Raw genomic sequence first — 16,774 nt, forward strand, 5'->3', positions numbered from 1 at the left:
TGGTGGGCCCGGCAGGACTCGAACCTGCAACCAGACCGTTATGAGCGCCTGAAGCTTGCAGGATAGGCGTCTCGTTGGTCTATTTTTATAGTGTTTGTCGATGTTCGTCATCGCTCATTCCGCCTTCACTTGTGGCGCACCTGTGGCGGAACCACTCTTCGACCGGACAGGCTTTGCGGTCATTTTGCCGACGGCATCCGCGAGATATTCCGGGTGATGATGGCCATAGGTTTTGCGCAGCGTCTCTGGCGACATGCCCAGATAGCCCGCCGCTTGCCACTCGTCGGTCCCGTTCTGCATCAGCCATGTTGCTGCCGTGTGGCGCAGGGTGTGCGGCGAGACGCCGGGGCCGAGTTCCGCCAGGCCGACTGCGGTCTTGAATCCCGTCTTCACAGACTTCACGCCTTCGCCGTTCCACTCAACAAAGTGCCGGGCGATGATCTTCTTGCCGTGCCAGCGCCGCATATGAGCGAGCAGGCGGGGCGGGATGGGCATCGGCGGCTGCCGCTTGTTCGTCTCAGCCTGCCCCTGGGCGAGCCTGTAGAATACGCCCCGTTCAAGGTCGACGTAGGAACGTCCGATCGCCGGTATGGGCGACGCCGACGCGATGGCACCGGCCCGCGTACCGCTATAGAGGCCGATCAGGATGAAGCGCGCGATATGACGCAGCGGGCGCTTGTCGGTTGCAACCTCGCCTATACCCTTCCACGTCTGGATCTCTCGAGCCCGCCAGCACTTCCAAAGCAACTTAGCCGCTTCGCTGCGGGTCAGCCAACGGTCGCGCGGCTTGCCCTTGGGCGGGAGCGACACCTTGACGATTCCGCGGTGGAAACCTTCGGCCGCGTGATGTGAAATGGCGGCTCGGAGATCTTCAAGGTCCCGTCGTGACCCGCCCTTGTTGCCGCGCTTCTTGGCGTAGGCGTTGCATTGTTTCCGGTTGACGTCCGACAACATGAGGGCGCCCCAGAAATCGTTCAGGCGCTCCATGCGGTTCAGGTATTTCTGGGCGTCTGGTCCTTCGTAGAGTTCGGGACGATCCTCAGCGAAGATGGCGAGGACATCGGCGATCCTGATTGTCTCGATGTCCTGCTCTTTGCGCGTGGGCGAGTGCTTGCTGGCGATGTGGTTCGCAAGCGCTTTTTCCGCTCCGACAACTTCAGCCTCAAGGCATCCTGTGCCGATGAACTCGGCTCCATCTCGGATATACCAGCAGGCGGCATGGGTGACATTGCCGGCGGTATCTCGTCTTGCTGATCGCAAGAAGAGGCGGGCTCCTTTTTTCCGCGACATCGTTCCCTCATTTTTCCAATAGCCGCGAGCGTGGTGAATTGCTTGCCCGCGATGATCTCGACGTCCAGTCGACCGCGGCCGATTTCCCGGCGCAGGCCGGAGACGGTCATTCCGCCCATAGGAAATGCGATCTTCAGCGCCTCTGCAAGACGCAAGGGGGCGTGCGGATCGATCGATACCGGGATTTGCCCTGTCATTTCTGGCCCTCCAGGGCTTTACCGAGCGCCCAAGCCTCGAAATCCTGCTTCTCATGCGGGACGTATCGCCAGACGGTGGCCGACATGCCGGAGTCGTTCTTGCCGCGCTCGGGCGTCTTTTCCAGTTCGCCGTCGCGGTGAAGTTCGGAAACGCGCGGCCGGACGGTCAGGATCGAGAGGTGTAAATCGTGGGCGACCTCGTCGGCAGTGCGCCCCTGTGGGTGGGCGGCCTCAAAGACAGCCAGCACCTTGGCGCGAACGATACTCGCGGACGCGGCTATCTTATCCGCCGCCTCTTCGGACGGGCCATGCGCCTTGAAGCCCGGCGCGTCTGGATATTCGTCTGCCGTCATGGGCGCCCCCTCGGGGCCAGCGACTTCAACTCGGCCTCGCACTGGAGGGCATGTTGCTTCCAGCGGTCGCGGTCAGCAGTTATTGATCGCTCGGCCTGTTCGGCGCGCGCTGTGGCTCTGTGTGCGCAGGCGGCATCGGAGACCGCGTTCTGTCGGGCCCGTTCGACGCCGGCCAGTTCTCGCTTCGTCATCGACAGTTTGCTGCGCAGGTCGCGGAGTTCGGCCAGCAGATCAGATGAAGGCGCCGGGTGCGGATCCTGGGGAAGATTGCCGCACCCGACTGCGCCGACGCCCCGGGAGGAAGTAGGCGTCGGAATTTCATACGAGCGGTTCACGGCTGGGTCGCCTTCTTAAGGAAGGCATGCGCCAATCGGAGCAGAGGGCCGAGCCGGGACGGAAAATAGCCGTCTTCCATAAACAGGCCGGGCTTGTCGCACCAAAGCCGCGCTTCAACGTAACGAACAAGCTCAAGCGCGCCCTGCACCGAAACAGGCTTGGCCTTTCTCATCAGCTCCGTAACGTTGTGCAGCTCGCGGGTCGCCTTGCGTACCTTGTCCCGGGCATCAAGGAGGCCAGTCTTCCGATGAATGGCGAGAACACGGCGGCTCTCCTTTCGAAAGGCAGCCTTCAGAGGTTCTTTCATCTTAGGTAGGAGGGTGAGTTTACGTTCGCAGGAAGCTATATGCTGACGCAGCTCGTATTGAATGCCATCTAGCCCCTTTTTCTTTGCGAGCCGGCTCACGTTGGCACGATGCCGCTTAAGGGTCGCTCGGGTGTCCCGCGTCAGCTTCCGAAACTGATCGTCGATCTGCTTCTCGGAATGGAACTGATATCCGTTCGACCAGTGCACATTCAGTAGCGCATCGGGGATGTAGACGTGCGGGCCAAAAACATCGGCCTTGGCCATCTTATCCTCGATTGACCAGCGTACATTTTTTGCATCGGTGTACGCGTCGAGCGCAGCGTCGGCTCGGGCGATCAGCTTGATGACCGGATCGGGCTTCGCCCTCGTTGTTCGGATTTTCACCGACTTGTCGCCTCGCGTCATTTCCGCGATCTGCGACCGTGTGAAGCGCGGCGTAACCTTGCCTTCTGGAAGCTGCAGCATCAGCGCACATCCTTCTTTTCGGTGTCGATCTTCAGGCTCTTGAGGACGGAGCGAGCGCGGGCAACCAGCTTGGTCTCATCAAAAAACGGAAACAATTTGCGCTTGCGTGAATAGTTCAAGGGCTTGCCATCCTTGAAATCGTTGCTGGTGCGGACGGTGACGGCATCATCGATAGGTACCATTAGCGTCGGGTAATCGCGCGACCCGTAAAAGCTCCAACCAAGTGTGTGAAGCTCGCCGATCAGGAACGCATGATATCGATAGAGCAACCCGGCCCGCGTTAATTTTTTGCCACGCGACAAGGGCCCAACGTTCTTCGTGGCCTCGGGAAAAGCCGTAGTCACGGCGAGCGCATCGGAAATGACTTTAAACTGCTCTAGACTGGGCGTGGAGCTGTTGTGCTCGCACTGTCGGACGGTGAGTTTCATCAGGCGTGAGACGCAGGAGGACGAATTTAGGTCAGTCTTGAAGGCTGCTAAAAATATCTGCCTTTGGATACTGTGCAAGGCGTCGTATTCGTCATCAGCTTCTTTGCTGAAGTCGGTCGTCGAAAATGCATCCATGAGCGCCGTTGTTTTCTTATGCCAATGGTCGAGTATTGCGATTGGCTGAATGTCCAGCGTGCACTCACCCTCACCGATCGGGCATATGCCCCAAATCCGGTGCGGTGCTTTCTCAGCAACGACAACTTGCGGCGGGTTGGTCGGCGCAGTCATAGCGACCTCCTTGACTGAAGGTGGACGCTTGAGCTTCTTCGGCGTTGTGACTTGAAGCATGTTCTAGGCTCCCGACGACACGCGGTCGTCACGCTCCGCAGAAAATCGCGGACCAAACAGAAATCATTGCGAGAAACAGGATCAGCGACGCGAGCGCCGGCAGATCGGTAAGGGCGGTGCGCAAGATCGTCATGACGTCACCAGCTTCGGGCTGCTCGCGCGGATCTCGCGCGCCAGTTCGGTTGCGGTGTCGGAATGGGCGACGACGTCGCCGAAGGCGAAGGCGGCTTGGAGCGTGCGCAATACTTCCCGCTCGTCGCCGAGATCGCAGCTGGAAGCCGCGAGCAAGTTCGCCATGTTTTTGGATGTCTGCGCCATGTCAGGCCACCCGCTTGATGGGCTTGGACAAGCGAGGAGCGATCCAGCCGAACAGCGTGGGCCAAAGCGGATCGAAGTGATTGCAGAACGCGTTGAAAGCGGCTTCTGCGGCGCGCTCGACCTTTTCAATGTGTTCGGCCGGCCAGACTGCCGTGGCCTGAGCTGCCGGCGTCCAGTGCGCAGTCTCGAAACCGTTGCGGACCTCGTCGAGCGTTTGGTGGAAATACCCGTGGCACTGGCCGACGGTGCCGAACTGCAGCGCCAGCATCCCGATCTCGCGCTGCTGCGCAGGTGACAGGCGATCCCATGCAGCGCCGGCATCGAACTCAGCGAGTTCGGCAAATGTCGGCAATCGATCTTCGAGGGGTATTCTGTTTGCGGCTGCTGGCATCGCGTTGCTCCATCGGACAACCACGATAGTAAGTGTTGCTTACGTCATGTCAAGTGCGACGTAAGAGAAACTTGCGCGCAAAAATGATTCGACTCCGGCCGGTACCCGAGTCCATCATAGAACAGAAAGGGAACGTGGAGGCTGATTGTGGGGCGTTTAGTTCAGGTGACGTGTCTCGATTGCGGTCGAACACGGCGCACCGATCATGCCGAAGACCAATGGTCCCGGCTCTATTGCAAGGTCTGCAACGCGCGGGGCGGAATAGGTAAAAATCTAATCGTGGAGAAGGCCCATGTCGGAAACAGAGCATTTCGTGCAGGTGTTCAAGCGAGACGGCCGGCGCCTGGTCGGTCAACAGCCTGAGCGCTGTAAATCACCCGAACAGGCGAGGGTGCGCGGCGCGAGAGCGGCAGAGCATGCTGCCGGCGTGCTTGTCTTTTCGGTGACAGGTGAACCTGAGTTCGGAGAGTTCGAGCCGCCGGTTGTCTTGCAGCGTTATGGTGAAGTCCCGGCGGACTACGGCTAACCCAGCAGTTCTTTCAGCGGGACGACCCGGTACAGGTTCTTGATTTCCTTCAAGTCGAAATCGAGATCCTTCGGCGGGTTCAACTGGCGGACGGTGATGAAGGACCCCCGGCGAGCGATAAACTCTTTGATAAAGCTCGGATTTTCAGGGTCTTCGGTCTCTGATTTTGGCCTTAGCTCTATGACGACGTCGTCGCCCGGTGCCGGCGACGCCTTTTCAACGATCACCAGATCCCGGGCCCTGTACCTAGGCTCCATGCTGGTGCCGCCGACATACAGTCCGAAGGCTGCGCGATGCCCGTCCATCTTCCGGGGTCGGGCGACATAATTGACGACCTCGCCATTCATCCAGAAATCCGGCTCTCGATCGTCATCCCTGCCGCCCATGGTAATGCCGAGCACGGGTAGCGTGGGCGCTCCGAGAGTGCCCTGTGGGTTCGGAATGGCGTGGCCAGGAATGACGTCGTCCAATTCGTCGCCGAACCCCATCAGATAATCGAGGCCGATCTCGAGGAATTGCGCCAGCTTCACCATCCGGTCTCTTTGAGGGCTGGTGTTCTCCGACTCCCAAAGTGACACCGCATTACGGGAGATGCCGAGATGGTCGGCAACATCCTGCTGGGTCTTCTTGGCGCGCAAACGGGCCTGTCGGATCCGGGAAACCGGTTTTTTCTCGTTCATAGCTGTTTGTAAGTCCCGCTTACGCTTGCGTCCACTTGACAATAGGGTAAGCAATTCTTACCACTATGGGTTATGTTGGATGTTGTGACCGAAGCAGCGGGCAAGGCGGGTGGGGTGGTCAAACTGGCCGCCGCTCTTGGTCTGGCTAATCATCAGACCTTCTATTCCTGGAAGCGTCACATCCCCTCCGGCCGGGTGCTGGCATTTGAACGGGTCACCGGGATTCCCCGTCATGTGACGCGTCCTGACCTGTACCCGCCGCCGCCTAGTGCACCGTGTACCCCATCTTCCGATGATAGTTCGGCCCATGCTGCCGGATCATCGCGCGGTCCCAATCCTGAAATCTCAACAGCGCCAGTTCGCGCTGGTGATGGCGTCGCTGTGCCTCGTGCTCAGCGCGCGACCGGGTAACGCTCTTCGTTCGGCGTGATCCGCGTTCAGTGTGTGTGCGTTCCATTGTGTAGCCCCTTCAACGAGTGAACCGATGCAGCAAGCCTATGCAACGAGCGGTCAAATCGCCAAATCGGGGGCAACCCGAAACGGATACGATTTATCCGAAACGGATACAGGACCGTCGATCCATCAGCAGATCACGGCGTTCTTCAAAAGCCTTCAACCCCTTAAAACATGGGGTTTAATCGCTGATGCGCTTGGTCTGAAAGAGCATGCCGCGAAGCATCGCGCGGCCAATCACCGCGACTACAGCATCGAGGAATTGCAGGTACTGCTGCACAGCGACAGTGGCGGCGAGATCCTGGAGATGCTGATGGCGGACGCCGAACCCGAATGGTGGCGCGCGCTCAAGATCAACTTGAACCTCTCCAAGGCGCTCGCTGCGCAGGCGCAGTGGCAACAGACAGTCATGTCTCTCGATGCCACGCCGATCGATCAGCCGACACGCCGCAAACTCAAGAAGGTCATCAATGCCGACCGAGCTTTCAACACAGCCCGTGCCCAAAAAGAAGTTGCCGCGGGCCTTCTACATCAGAACGTCAATCGCCCTGTGGATCGCGTCATGGCTGCGACCGCCGGCAAAGCCAAAATCCCCGCCGCTGGCATGCGAGCCCGTGTCTGATGTCGAAGCACAAGACCGGCAAGCAGAAGCGGGCGGCGAAGCTGCGGACGAAGCGCAAGGAGTATCGCGCCAGGAAGCGTGCTCGCGAGCGCTCGGTGGAGGCGGTCAATGAGCCTCGGGCTTGAAGACCAAAGTTGCGACTGCTGCCAGTTCTTCATTTCGGACGGCACGAGGATCACCGGGGAGTGCCATCGTAGGCCGCCGAAGATCATCAGGCGTCCCGGGCGTCAGGAATCGTTCAACCGCGGCGTCTGGCCTGAGGTGACCCTCAGTGACTGGTGTGGCGAGTTTGTAGCTCTTCCCGAGGGCAGCGAATGAGCCAGCTGGATCCGCGCAATATCGCAATCGCGATGGGCGGCGACGTCACCGGTAGGGACAGCGTCAATGTGCCTGGACCCGGCCATTCCAAGGCCGACCGTTCGCTTGCCATCAAGATCAACGCCCGTGCACCGGGCGGCTTTGTTGTGTTCAGCCACTGCGGAGATGATCCTATCGAGTGTCGGGACTATGTCCGGCATTCGCTGGGCATGGAGGCCTTCGACCCGCAGCGCGGCCATCAGGCCTTTCCGCAGCTCAGCGTGACGTCTGTCAGCGGGGAAGAGGATATCCGGCGCCGCAAGGAATTTGCCGAAGGCATCTGGCGCCAATCGTCGAACCCGATCGGTACGATTGTCGAGAAATATTTGCGGGACGAGCGCGGGTTGCTGCTGCCGCCTACAATCGCCGGAGCCGTCGTCCGTTATCACGCCGGCCTTCGGTACGGTGACCAGTCCTTTGCCGGCATGGTCTGCCTGATGCGCAACATCGTCACGGACGAACCTTGCGGAATCCATCGGACATTCCTGGACAAGGACGGCAAGAAGGTGGACCGGCGCATGCTCGGCATCGCCAAGGGCGCAGCCATCAAGCTGGACGCACACGACACCATCAACGGGCCATTGACGATCGGGGAGGGCTTTGAGAGTTCGCTGGCGAGCAAGCTGGCTGATCTCGGCCCGGCATGGGCGCTAGGTTCTGCCGGTGGCGTCAAGGCGTTCCCGCTGATCGAGCGTGTGACCAGCCTGACCGTGCTGCAGGAGAATGACCCGACGAGCAAGCAGTCAACGCGGGCCGTCACCAAGCGCTACCTGGCCGGCCGCAGGCCGGTCAATGTTGTGACACCCCGGAAGGGGCTCAACGACTTCAACGACGTCTGGCGGGAGGCATGCCGTTCATGAACGCGCCCCCGAATTTCACGTCTCACGCCAATTTCAAAGCCTACGAGCCGCCGTCTGACAACGACGTCGTCTCAGAGTTCAGCATTGCCCGTGATTTCATCGAGATCAACGGCGAGGATCTGAAGTATTGCGAGAAGATCGGCGGCTGGTTTCGGTGGGACGGCCTGCGCTGGAAACCCGACCTTCTGTCCGAGACATTCCAGGAGATCCGGTTCTTCGCGCAGCAGTGCTCGGAAAATCAGCCGGCGAACCGGCGCGTCACCGCTGGCAAGACCGGGACTATTCGCGGCATCGAGACGCAAGCGAAGACTTCGCGCGGCGTGATCCAGAACGAAGACTGGTTCGACAACGAGCCGATGCTGCTTGGTACGCCTGCCGGTGTCGTGGATCTGACAACAGGCGAACTGCGGCCGGGACAAAAAGAGGACCGGATAACGAAGTCGACGATGGTCGCGCCAGCAAAGGGCGATTGTCCGATCTGGCTCAAGTTCATCCGGGAGGCGACGCAGGGCGATGACGACCTGATCCGGCTGCTTCGTCAGTGGTGCGGCTATTGCCTCACTGGCAAAACCATCGAGCACTCGCTGATGTTCTTCTCCGGGCCCGGTGGCAACGGAAAGGGCGTCTTCCTGAATTTCATGACCGAGCTGTTGGGCGATTACGGCGGTGTGGCCAACATCCAGACATTCGCGGCGTCGAAGTCCGAACGCCACCTGACCGAGATAGCCGCGCTTCGCGGCAAGCGCACCGTCACGGCATCGGAGACGACCGAGGGCCAGGCCTGGGACGAGAGCCGTGTCAAGACGCTGACCGGCGGCGACCCGATCAAGGCCCGGTTCATGCGGCAGGATGAATTTGTATTCATGCCTCAGTTCAAGCTGATGATCATGGGCAATCACAAGCCAATCCTGCAATCGCCGGACGAGGCGATGCGCCGCCGGCTGATGATCATCCCCTTCGAGTACAAGCCGCCGGTGAAAGACCTCACGCTGGGCGACAAGCTGCGCACAGAGGCTGCGGCGGTCCTGCAGTGGATGATTGATGGCTGTCTCGACTGGCAAACCAACGGGCTTCTAAAGCCGGAGAGCGTACTGGCTGCGACGGCAGAATATTTCAGCGATCAGGACGTGTTCCAGCACTGGCTCGACGAGGAATGCGATGCTGAGCCCGGCAACGAATACAAGTCCGAGCGTTCGAACGACCTTTTCAAATCGTGGGCCGACTTCGCCAAGGCGAGGGGAGATAGCCCAGGTTCGGCTCGTTCCTTCAAGGACCAGATGATCCGGCGTGGCTTTCGGAACAAGCGGATGAACACAGGAGCGCAATATGTCGGACTTCGACTGCGGCCGACGGCATCATACCACCATGAAGAGTGACGCAGTGACGCTAAGTGACGTCACTTTGCATTATCGGCTTACACCCGCGCACATGATTAGGGGATGCAGAAATGTCGTCACTATCCGTCACTCGACGAAGCCGGGCCAAGAGTGACGCTAAGTGACGTCACTTTCGGACATGAATTTGAATTGTAGCAGTTTCTGCGCATGACACGCGCAAGGGAGAAGAACGATGAAGGCAGAGCAGACAACCGCGCAGGATAAGCTTCACTTGATAGCGACTGAAGCGGCATCGTCCGGCCCGCTCGCTTCGAAGGCGCGGGAAACAGCGGCGGCTATCGAGGACTTCAAGACGTCGACAGAGCCAATGGACGTGGCTGCTGCCGCCTTCGTGGAACGTCTGGCGCAACATGTAGCGCCGCCGATTAGCAACAGCGACGACTTCAAGTGGGATGCCGAGGCTAACCCGTCTGTCGTCTGTCCTGAGCAGCGTTCCTTGGCGATCTACACCAACCCATTCGGGCAGGCGGTAATTCGTCAGGAGCGCTCGTGGGATGAAGAAGACGACACCTGGATCTGCATTTCGAAATCGCACCTGCAGGACGTGATTGACCGACTGCAGCACATTCTTAGTTCTGACGGGTGAGGGTGCCATATGAGCTTGTACCGTCGTCACGAACGCTTCAGCCGACAGATCGCGGCGGACCCGGCATCGCAGCTAGCCTATGAAGCAATCCGGCAAGAGCAGCGCGAGTTCATGCTGGGCTGCTTCGACTGGATCGAGGGCAGGAACACGCCGGCTGCGTTCATGGCTGCTGCTGAGCATGAACGGCTGCGGAAACTGGCCAGCGAGGCGAAGCGCAGGGCAATGGTCGGCGCCGATCCGCTAAACCTGACCGGTCACACGAAGGGCTTGGCGCCAAAGCAGACCCTGGGGGCTGACCCGATCGAGCAAATCGGGAACATGACACGCGTGAAGACCGCCATAGCCAGGCTCACGGGCAAGAACCGGCTCGATCAGCGCCAGGTGCTGGCTGCGGACACCTATCGAGAAGCGTTTGAAACCGTGCACTCGACGCTTGGTGGGTCGATGGACTTCGACCGTGTTCGTGGTGGTAGCGCCGGATCGAAAGCACCAGCGGAAGCCATGCTTGAGGCGGCGGGGACACTGAAGCAAGCCAAGGGTGTCTTGGGCGCACGATCGACTATCATCGTGGAACAGATCGTGTGCCATGGCCGAACGACTGAGGAATGCGCGCGGCTCGTCTATAGCTACCGGGATGGCCAGCCTACGGCGGCGCGCGATATCAACTATGTCGGACGGACACTGCGGGAGGGCCTGACCGAACTCGGCATGCTGTGGCATCCGAGCCCGCGGACCCGGACGCAGAGCTTTCGACCGTCGAAGGACGAGATCACAGCGGGCAATGCCGGCGTGAGGATAGTTGGGGAGGCGGTTTATGTTGGCGGCTGAACAGTCAACGCGTGCGCGGTGAGTTCCGAGGCGTACTCATTTTGGCCATCTGTTCATTGATGCGATCGGCCTCGCCGGAGTCTATGCACCGCTGGGCTTCGTCTTCGGAGTTCATCTGGACAAGGCCGTCACCTACGGTGCCGTCCTCGAACAGCTCACAGACCCAAAACGTGTGCCCTGGGCCTGGGCAAGTCTTCCATCCGATGCGTTTCATCTTTCAAGTTGTAGTTCGAAAATAACTGTTCGTCACCATGTAGCGCTCCGTTGACAGTCTGACAGACATCTGCGCATTGTCGTGTAACGGCGCGATTTGCGTCGGCGACCCGCTCGGAGAAATCCGCGGCGGGTTTCTTTGTTGGAGCAATAGCATGCGCCGCACAGGCCGCTTTGTTCTCTCTATCCGTGATCGCCTAGCGCTGGACCGCAGCAGCTTCATCCTTTGTCACCGAGCTTGGTGGCAGTGAGCAATCCAACCGGGGACGCGCTGCGAGCGGCTGGTTGGCCGGGAGTAACCATGGGCGTTCACGATCTAAAGCAAGCCTTGATGGCCGAGCATGCCGGCGTGACAGGCCTGATCATGCAGTACGAACCGGGCGGTACGGGCCGGGAGATCTACACGGCGACGGTGGACGGCAAGAACGTCCCGGTGCTGTGCGATCCGAACCTGAAACCAGATCAAATCATCGCCGCGATCCTGACCGGCGTGAAACAGCAGGAATCCACCAATGACATTCCAGATCAGCAAGTCCCAGGTTGACGGGCTGCCGTACAACTTCACCGACGAGGTTGAGAAGTATCAGCAGGCCATGCTGGCGCACCGCTTTTCGGGCGATGCTGCGCCTGTGGCACCCGGGATTATCGAGGCCGCTGTGCGGCGCGTGCAGCACCCGATCGAGGATGGCAAGCCGGACGATTTTGTCATCGACTTCGAGATCGTTGACGATACCCCGCCGGAGCCGGTCCTGACGTCGGCGGATCGCCGAACAAAGCTGATGTTCCAGGTCCAGGCCGCACAGGCTGATGCAGCGGCAAAGGTCATTTCGCCGGCCCGCGCACGCCTGCTCAGCATGGACGTGAGCCGGATCTACACCAAGGCGGTGGAAGCGCGGACGCCAGCCGATGACGCTGTCATGGCTCAGCATGCCGCTGTCCAGGCGCGATTGAACGCGCTGACCTATCACACGGCCACGCTGGAAGTCGAAATCGAGGACTTGGCGGACGATAAGCTCGACAGTTGGCAGATGACACCGTTCCCGGCTGTCTAATGGCCCGTCCGTCCCTTTACACAGATGAGGTAGCGCAGACGATCATCGAGCGCTTGGCGAGTGGCCAGACGCTTCGTGAGGTCTGCCGAGATGAAGATCTGCCGGCGGAAAGCACTATTCGGCTCTGGGTGCTGGATAACCGAGAGGGGTTTGCTGCTCGGTACAGCCAGGCGCGCGAGCTTGGCTATCACTCGATGGCCGATGAGGTCCTTGAGATTGCCGACGACGGAACCAACGACTGGATTCAGCGTCGCAAGGAAAGCGGAGAGACTGAGACCGTCATCGATCATGAGCATCTGGGGCGGTCACGGCTGCGGTTCGATGCCCGGCGGTGGCTTCTGTCCAAGGCGCTGCCCAAGATTTACGGCGACCGGCTGAACGTCGATGCCAAGCATGATGTCAGTGACCAGCTCGCGGACCTGATGAAGGCCGTGGATGGGCGGACGCGCGGTCTGCCGAAGAAGCCAGATCCCGGAGAAGGCTCATGAGGTTTTTCGGGCTTAAGGAGAGGTCGTCGAAGCCGGCGAAAGCCCCCGTGGATGAATGCGATGCATTGGTCACGGAATTGGACGCCGCTTACCCGTTCAAGGACGAGCGGTTCGGAGCGCGGTCGATGATCCGGCTCATCATCTGGACGGTGATGGAGCTAAAGAAGCGGGGTCGCATCTGACGTGGCCGAGTTCGCCAAGGTGGTTGACCAATTCTCCGACCAACTGTGGCGCCTGAATAACCTCTACATCATCACGGACGAGCACGGCCGGCGCGTAACATTCAACATGCACGACGCGCAGCGGCAGCTGTTCGACGAGATGCACAATCTGAACGTGATCCTGAAGGCTCGCCAGCGCGGCTTCACCACGTTCATTCAGCTCTTCATGCTGGATGCCTGCGTTTTCAACAGCGACGTCCGGGCCGGCACAATTGCGCACACGCTGCCTGACGCTCAGGTCATCTTCCGGGACAAGATCAGGTTCCCGTATGACAACCTGCCGGAGGGCATCAAGGGCATCGTCCCGCCGCTGAACGATAACACAACCGAGCTTCTGCTGGCCAACAACTCGGGTGTGCGTGTCAGCACCTCGCTGCGATCGGGCACGCTGCAATATCTGCACGTCTCGGAATACGGGAAAATCTGCGCGAAATTCCCGGACAAGGCTCGAGAGGTCAAATCGGGTGCGCTGAACACGGTCGACAAGGACCAGATCGTCTTCATCGAGAGCACGGCGGAAGGTCAGGACGGGCATTTCTTCGAGATCTGCCAGGCGGCGCGGACCCGGAAGAACACCGGCGACAAGCTCACGCCGATGGATTTCAAGTTTCACTTCTCGCCGTGGTGGGAAGACCGGAAGTATTCGCTGGCTGCCGGCGCCGTCGAGATCACACCGTCATATGCGGAGTATTTCGCCAAGCTGAAGGGCTTGGGCGTCAATCTGACGCCTGATCAGCAGGCCTGGTACGTCAAGAAAGCCGAGCAACAGCAAGGCGACATGAAGCGGGAGTTTCCATCAACTCCCGACGAGGCATTCGAAGCCGCGATCGAGGGCGCTTACTACAGCGACCACCTGACGAGGATGGAAATGGACAGGCGGCTGACCCGCTTGCCGATCGACACCGGCATTCCGGTCATGACGTCCTGGGACTTGGGTTGGAACGACACCAACAGCGTCTGGCTAATCCAGGTTGTGGGCCGGGAAATTCGCTGGATCGATTACTACGAAAACAACGGCTACGAAATCTCGCACTACGTGAACGAGATCAACAAGCGCAAGTCCCAGCACGGTTTCACGTTCGGTGCGCATTATTTTCCGCACGACGTCACCAACAACCAGCTGAATAACGGCAAGAGCGTATTCGATACCTTGATCGGCCTTGGGATTAATCCTGAGCGCGTACCGCGGGTGTCGAACGTCAACGACGGTATCAACGCCACCCGCCGGATGATGGGCCAGTCCCTGATTGATCCGGTGCGCTGTGAGCAGGGCCTGAAGTGCCTTCGGAACTACCGCAAGGAATGGGACGAGGACCGGGCCTGCTTCCGGGACAAGCCATATCACAATTGGGCATCGAACGGCGCCGACGCGTTCCGCAACTTCGCGCAGGGCTATGTCGAGCCGACAATCGTCCAGCCGCGTCAACGCTACAGCAGCAGATCAAATAGTGGAGGCGGCTCTTGGCAGTCAGCGTAGCGACCCGCGAGAACGATGGGGCTGAGGCCCTTCAGGATCACGAGGCGCTGGCAAAACGGCTGAAGGCGTGGTTTGGCACGGACTACGAAAAGCAGGGCGACTGGCGCAAGGAAGCGCGCGAAGACTTCGATTTCGAGGCCGGTCACCAGCTCGACGAGACGGACAAAGCCAAGCTGCGGGATATGAACCGCCCGATCGTGATCATGAATCGCATCGGCCCGGTGATCGACAGCGTCGCCGGCTCGGAAGTCGCGAACCGTCAGACTGTGCAGTATATCCCGCGCGAACAGGGTGACGTTCAGGTCAACGAAGTGCTGACCGCCGCGGCCAAATGGTTCCGCGACCAGTGCGACGCCGAAGACGAAGAATCCGACGCCTTCCGTGACACCGTCGTTTGCGGCATGGGCTGGACCGAGACCCGCCTGGACTATGAAGACGAGCCGGACGGCGCTCCGATGGTCGAGCGCACCGATCCGCTGGAAATGGTTTGGGACTCGACGGCCAAGAAGCGAAATCTGGTCGATATGCGCCGGGTGTTCCACATCAAGCGCGATATTCCGATCGAGGAAGCCCGCGCGCTGTGCCCCGGTGACCCGGATAACCCGTTCGAGGATGCCGATTACAACGCGACATGGGTCGACGGGAAGGGCAGCGAGCGCGAGCCGCACCACAACGACAACAAGACCTACAACAAGGACGGCACAGAGGTCAGCGACTCCGACAAGTGCGTCACGATGGTTCGTGCGCAGTGGTGGGAACGCGTGCCGGTATGGCTGGTTCTTGATCCGACAAATCCACAGAACCTCCTGACGCTCGAAAAGGACGAGTTCGAAGACCTGAAGAAGAAGGCGAAGATTGCCGGGGTGCAGCTGCGGTTCACACAGCAGACGCGCAAGGTCTACAAGCAGGCCTATCTGGGCAACGAATTGCTCGAAGTAGGCGACGCGCCCTGCAAGGATCACTTCTCGTTCAAATGCATCACGGGCAAGCGCGATCGTAACAAGAATATCTGGTTCGGCCTCGTGCGCGCGATGAAGGATCCGCAGCGCTGGGCGAATAAGTGGATGATGCAGACAATGCACATCATGAATACGTCGTCGAAAGGCGGCATTGGCGCCGAACGTGGCGCGTTCTTCGAGAACGACGCCGACGGTGAAGCGAGTTGGGCCAAAAACGACCAGGTCACGTTCCTTAAAACTGGCGCTCTGTCCGGCGCTGCTCCGAAGTGGATGCAGAAGCCACAGTCGCAATTCCCGGCATCGTCGTTTCAGCTCATGGAATTTGCCATCGGCTCCATCCGGGATGTCTCCGGTGTGAATGTCGAGTTGCTGGGCATGCAGTCGGGCGCCGGACAGGCGGCAAGCCTAGATCTGCAGCGCAAGCAGTCGGCAATGACCATCCTGCAGTCGTTCTTCGACAGCCTGCGACGGTATCGGAAAGAGCAGGGGCGTCTGCTGCTCTATTTGATCGAGAACTACCTGAGCGATGGCCGGCTGATCAGGATCGTCGGCAAGGATCAGGAGCAATATGTCCCGCTGGTGAAGCAGGAAGGTAGCGCCAAGTATGACGTCATCGTCGACGAGGCGCCGTCCGCTGCAAATCAGAAGGAAGCCACATGGGCGATGTTGCAGCAGATCCTGCCGGTAATCGGCAAGATGCTGCCGCCTGCGACGTGGCTGGCGCTGCTCAAATACTCGCCGTTGCCGACATCGGCTCAGAAGGACATCTCGGACAGTCTTGAGAAGAGCCAGAACGGTTCGGACCCGGCCGCAGAACAGGCCAAGGCAGAGCAGGCGCGCGAAGACGCGAAGACTGCAGCCGAGATCGAGCGGCAGAACAAGAAGACCGACGCCGACATTGCGAACATGAACCGCAAGGCGGACGCGGAAGCCCAGATCAAGCTGCGCACGGCTCAGGCTGAAAACGTCACCAACATGCTGAACGCGCCGACGGTGGCCGGGCCTGATGGCGTGCCCGTTGCCAGCGGCAACGATGGGACTGCGCTGGTCATGTCGATGCTGGCCGAGATGCAGAACGGGATGCGGATGCTGGCGGAATCGCTCAATGCGCCGAAGCAGCTGATCCGCGATGCGAGCGGAGAGGTCATCGGCGTGGCGCCCATGCAACTACAAGGCAGGATGAACTGAGATGGCGACCTACACCAAGTTCAATCAGTTTGTCGAAGACCTTTGCAAGAAGGTCCATAACGTCAACAGCGACACGCTGAAGATCATGCTGACCAACACGGCGCCGGTGGCGACCAATGCCGTGAAGACGGATATTACCGAGATCACGGCCGGTAACGGTTATGCCGCGGGCGGTACGCAAGCCGTCTTCTCGTCCGGCGCGCAGGCCTCAGGCACGTTCAAGTTGGTTGTCGCCGACGTGACTTTCACCGGGTCCGGCGGCTCCTTCGGGCCGTTCCGGTATGCGGTGCTCTACAACGATACGCCGACGAGCCCGGCCGATCCGCTGATTGCGTATTGGGACTACGGCACGTCGATCACCATCACGAACGGCAACAGTTTCACTGTCGACCTGGATCAGGTCGGTGGCTTGTTCACGCTGGTTTGAGGACTGA

At 59.9% G+C, this 16,774-nt stretch carries 20 protein-coding genes; 13 read left to right on the top strand and 7 right to left on the bottom strand.

Annotated elements, in window-relative coordinates:
* Window positions 1–114 precede the first annotated feature (114 nt).
* The 6 genes from AB8A50_RS30540 to AB8A50_RS30565 all read right to left on the bottom strand — a co-directional run bounded on the left by AB8A50_RS30540 (window position 115) and on the right by AB8A50_RS30565 (window position 4,433).
* On the bottom strand, window positions 115–1,290 hold the full coding sequence (locus AB8A50_RS30540; RefSeq protein WP_439080108.1) for a tyrosine-type recombinase/integrase: 1,176 nt from the start codon (window positions 1,288–1,290) through the stop codon (window positions 115–117).
* 193 nt (window positions 1,291–1,483) lie between these two features.
* Complete coding sequence (locus AB8A50_RS30545; RefSeq protein WP_439080109.1) at window positions 1,484–1,840, bottom strand: hypothetical protein; 357 nt, start codon at window positions 1,838–1,840, stop codon at window positions 1,484–1,486.
* Between the two features lie 331 nt (window positions 1,841–2,171).
* Window positions 2,172–2,948 carry a hypothetical protein gene (locus AB8A50_RS30550; RefSeq protein ID WP_439080110.1) on the bottom strand — a complete coding sequence of 259 codons (777 nt, stop codon included), beginning with the start codon at window positions 2,946–2,948 and terminating at the stop codon, window positions 2,172–2,174.
* The gene (locus tag AB8A50_RS30555; protein WP_439080111.1) at window positions 2,948–3,664 is read right to left on the bottom strand and encodes a hypothetical protein; all 717 of its coding nucleotides are present in this window, start codon (window positions 3,662–3,664) and stop codon (window positions 2,948–2,950) included. Before AB8A50_RS30555 ends, AB8A50_RS30550 begins: the two co-directional genes overlap by 1 nt.
* A 189-nt stretch (window positions 3,665–3,853) precedes the next feature.
* On the bottom strand, window positions 3,854–4,042 hold the full coding sequence (locus AB8A50_RS30560) for a hypothetical protein (protein WP_439080112.1): 189 nt from the start codon (window positions 4,040–4,042) through the stop codon (window positions 3,854–3,856).
* Between the two features lies 1 nt (window position 4,043).
* Window positions 4,044–4,433, bottom strand: coding sequence for a hypothetical protein (locus AB8A50_RS30565; protein ID WP_439080113.1), 390 nt, complete (start codon window positions 4,431–4,433; stop codon window positions 4,044–4,046).
* 292 nt (window positions 4,434–4,725) lie between these two features.
* Between AB8A50_RS30565 and AB8A50_RS30570 the strand changes: the two genes are divergently transcribed.
* Window positions 4,726–4,959: a hypothetical protein gene (locus AB8A50_RS30570; RefSeq protein ID WP_439080114.1), complete on the top strand. Its 234-nt coding sequence runs from the start codon at window positions 4,726–4,728 to the stop codon at window positions 4,957–4,959.
* On the opposite strand, the gene AB8A50_RS30575 is transcribed toward AB8A50_RS30570, so the two are convergent.
* Window positions 4,956–5,639 (bottom strand): XRE family transcriptional regulator, encoded by a 684-nt coding sequence (locus AB8A50_RS30575; protein ID WP_439080115.1) that lies wholly within the window; start codon window positions 5,637–5,639, stop codon window positions 4,956–4,958. The genes AB8A50_RS30570 and AB8A50_RS30575 overlap by 4 nt on opposite strands.
* A 484-nt stretch (window positions 5,640–6,123) precedes the next feature.
* On the opposite strand from AB8A50_RS30575, the gene AB8A50_RS30580 reads away from it, so the two are divergent.
* The 12 genes from AB8A50_RS30580 to AB8A50_RS30635 all read left to right on the top strand — a co-directional run bounded on the left by AB8A50_RS30580 (window position 6,124) and on the right by AB8A50_RS30635 (window position 16,767).
* The gene (locus tag AB8A50_RS30580) at window positions 6,124–6,714 is read left to right on the top strand and encodes a hypothetical protein (protein WP_439080116.1); all 591 of its coding nucleotides are present in this window, start codon (window positions 6,124–6,126) and stop codon (window positions 6,712–6,714) included.
* Entirely contained in the window at window positions 6,714–6,839 is a 126-nt protein-coding gene (locus AB8A50_RS30585) for a hypothetical protein (RefSeq protein ID WP_439080117.1), read from the top strand. The genes AB8A50_RS30580 and AB8A50_RS30585 overlap by 1 nt, the downstream gene beginning before the upstream one ends.
* 225 nt (window positions 6,840–7,064) lie before the next feature.
* On the top strand, window positions 7,065–7,931 hold the full coding sequence (locus AB8A50_RS30590) for a DUF7146 domain-containing protein (RefSeq protein WP_439080118.1): 867 nt from the start codon (window positions 7,065–7,067) through the stop codon (window positions 7,929–7,931).
* Window positions 7,928–9,307 (top strand): phage/plasmid primase, P4 family, encoded by a 1,380-nt coding sequence (locus AB8A50_RS30595; RefSeq protein ID WP_439080119.1) that lies wholly within the window; start codon window positions 7,928–7,930, stop codon window positions 9,305–9,307. Before AB8A50_RS30590 ends, AB8A50_RS30595 begins: the two co-directional genes overlap by 4 nt.
* A gap of 193 nt (window positions 9,308–9,500) precedes the next feature.
* A complete protein-coding gene (locus tag AB8A50_RS30600; RefSeq protein ID WP_439080120.1) occupies window positions 9,501–9,914 on the top strand; it encodes a hypothetical protein in 414 nt (137 codons plus the stop codon).
* A gap of 9 nt (window positions 9,915–9,923) precedes the next feature.
* A complete protein-coding gene (locus AB8A50_RS30605) occupies window positions 9,924–10,742 on the top strand; it encodes a hypothetical protein (RefSeq protein ID WP_439080121.1) in 819 nt (272 codons plus the stop codon).
* Between the two features lie 514 nt (window positions 10,743–11,256).
* Entirely contained in the window at window positions 11,257–11,499 is a 243-nt protein-coding gene (locus AB8A50_RS30610; RefSeq protein WP_439080122.1) for a hypothetical protein, read from the top strand.
* Window positions 11,468–12,007, top strand: a complete 540-nt coding sequence (locus AB8A50_RS30615; RefSeq protein WP_439080123.1) for a hypothetical protein — start codon at window positions 11,468–11,470, stop codon at window positions 12,005–12,007. The genes AB8A50_RS30610 and AB8A50_RS30615 overlap by 32 nt, the downstream gene beginning before the upstream one ends.
* Window positions 12,007–12,495 carry a terminase small subunit protein gene (locus AB8A50_RS30620; RefSeq protein WP_439080124.1) on the top strand — a complete coding sequence of 163 codons (489 nt, stop codon included), beginning with the start codon at window positions 12,007–12,009 and terminating at the stop codon, window positions 12,493–12,495. Before AB8A50_RS30615 ends, AB8A50_RS30620 begins: the two co-directional genes overlap by 1 nt.
* 183 nt (window positions 12,496–12,678) lie before the next feature.
* Window positions 12,679–14,193: a terminase gene (locus AB8A50_RS30625; RefSeq protein WP_439080125.1), complete on the top strand. Its 1,515-nt coding sequence runs from the start codon at window positions 12,679–12,681 to the stop codon at window positions 14,191–14,193.
* Complete coding sequence (locus AB8A50_RS30630; RefSeq protein WP_439080126.1) at window positions 14,178–16,340, top strand: portal protein; 2,163 nt, start codon at window positions 14,178–14,180, stop codon at window positions 16,338–16,340. Before AB8A50_RS30625 ends, AB8A50_RS30630 begins: the two co-directional genes overlap by 16 nt.
* 1 nt (window position 16,341) lies before the next feature.
* On the top strand, window positions 16,342–16,767 hold the full coding sequence (locus AB8A50_RS30635) for a hypothetical protein (RefSeq protein WP_439080127.1): 426 nt from the start codon (window positions 16,342–16,344) through the stop codon (window positions 16,765–16,767).
* The last annotated feature ends 7 nt before the right edge of the window (window positions 16,768–16,774 follow it).

Source organism: Tardiphaga sp. 841_E9_N1_2 (assembly GCF_051811065.1).
In the GTDB taxonomy this organism is placed as follows: domain Bacteria; phylum Pseudomonadota; class Alphaproteobacteria; order Rhizobiales; family Xanthobacteraceae; genus Tardiphaga; species Tardiphaga robiniae.

Bases quoted from the DNA above. Each gene is read 5' to 3' on its own strand.
- AB8A50_RS30600 (WP_439080120.1), top strand. From the start codon at position 9,501: ATGAAGGCAGAGCAGACAACCGCGCAGGATAAGCTTCACTTGATAGCG.
- AB8A50_RS30620 (WP_439080124.1), top strand. From the start codon at position 12,007: ATGGCCCGTCCGTCCCTTTACACAGATGAGGTAGCGCAGACGATCATC.
- AB8A50_RS30580 (WP_439080116.1), top strand. From the start codon at position 6,124: ATGCAGCAAGCCTATGCAACGAGCGGTCAAATCGCCAAATCGGGGGCA.
- AB8A50_RS30540 (WP_439080108.1), bottom strand. From the start codon at position 1,290: ATGTCGCGGAAAAAAGGAGCCCGCCTCTTCTTGCGATCAGCAAGACGA.
- AB8A50_RS30550 (WP_439080110.1), bottom strand. From the start codon at position 2,948: ATGCTGCAGCTTCCAGAAGGCAAGGTTACGCCGCGCTTCACACGGTCG.
- AB8A50_RS30560 (WP_439080112.1), bottom strand. From the start codon at position 4,042: ATGGCGCAGACATCCAAAAACATGGCGAACTTGCTCGCGGCTTCCAGC.
- AB8A50_RS30615 (WP_439080123.1), top strand. From the start codon at position 11,468: ATGACATTCCAGATCAGCAAGTCCCAGGTTGACGGGCTGCCGTACAAC.
- AB8A50_RS30545 (WP_439080109.1), bottom strand. From the start codon at position 1,840: ATGACGGCAGACGAATATCCAGACGCGCCGGGCTTCAAGGCGCATGGC.
- AB8A50_RS30590 (WP_439080118.1), top strand. From the start codon at position 7,065: ATGGGCGGCGACGTCACCGGTAGGGACAGCGTCAATGTGCCTGGACCC.
- AB8A50_RS30605 (WP_439080121.1), top strand. From the start codon at position 9,924: ATGAGCTTGTACCGTCGTCACGAACGCTTCAGCCGACAGATCGCGGCG.
- AB8A50_RS30635 (WP_439080127.1), top strand. From the start codon at position 16,342: ATGGCGACCTACACCAAGTTCAATCAGTTTGTCGAAGACCTTTGCAAG.
- AB8A50_RS30555 (WP_439080111.1), bottom strand. From the start codon at position 3,664: ATGACTGCGCCGACCAACCCGCCGCAAGTTGTCGTTGCTGAGAAAGCA.
- AB8A50_RS30595 (WP_439080119.1), top strand. From the start codon at position 7,928: ATGAACGCGCCCCCGAATTTCACGTCTCACGCCAATTTCAAAGCCTAC.
- AB8A50_RS30610 (WP_439080122.1), top strand. From the start codon at position 11,257: ATGGGCGTTCACGATCTAAAGCAAGCCTTGATGGCCGAGCATGCCGGC.
- AB8A50_RS30570 (WP_439080114.1), top strand. From the start codon at position 4,726: ATGTCGGAAACAGAGCATTTCGTGCAGGTGTTCAAGCGAGACGGCCGG.
- AB8A50_RS30585 (WP_439080117.1), top strand. From the start codon at position 6,714: ATGTCGAAGCACAAGACCGGCAAGCAGAAGCGGGCGGCGAAGCTGCGG.
- AB8A50_RS30565 (WP_439080113.1), bottom strand. From the start codon at position 4,433: ATGCCAGCAGCCGCAAACAGAATACCCCTCGAAGATCGATTGCCGACA.
- AB8A50_RS30575 (WP_439080115.1), bottom strand. From the start codon at position 5,639: ATGAACGAGAAAAAACCGGTTTCCCGGATCCGACAGGCCCGTTTGCGC.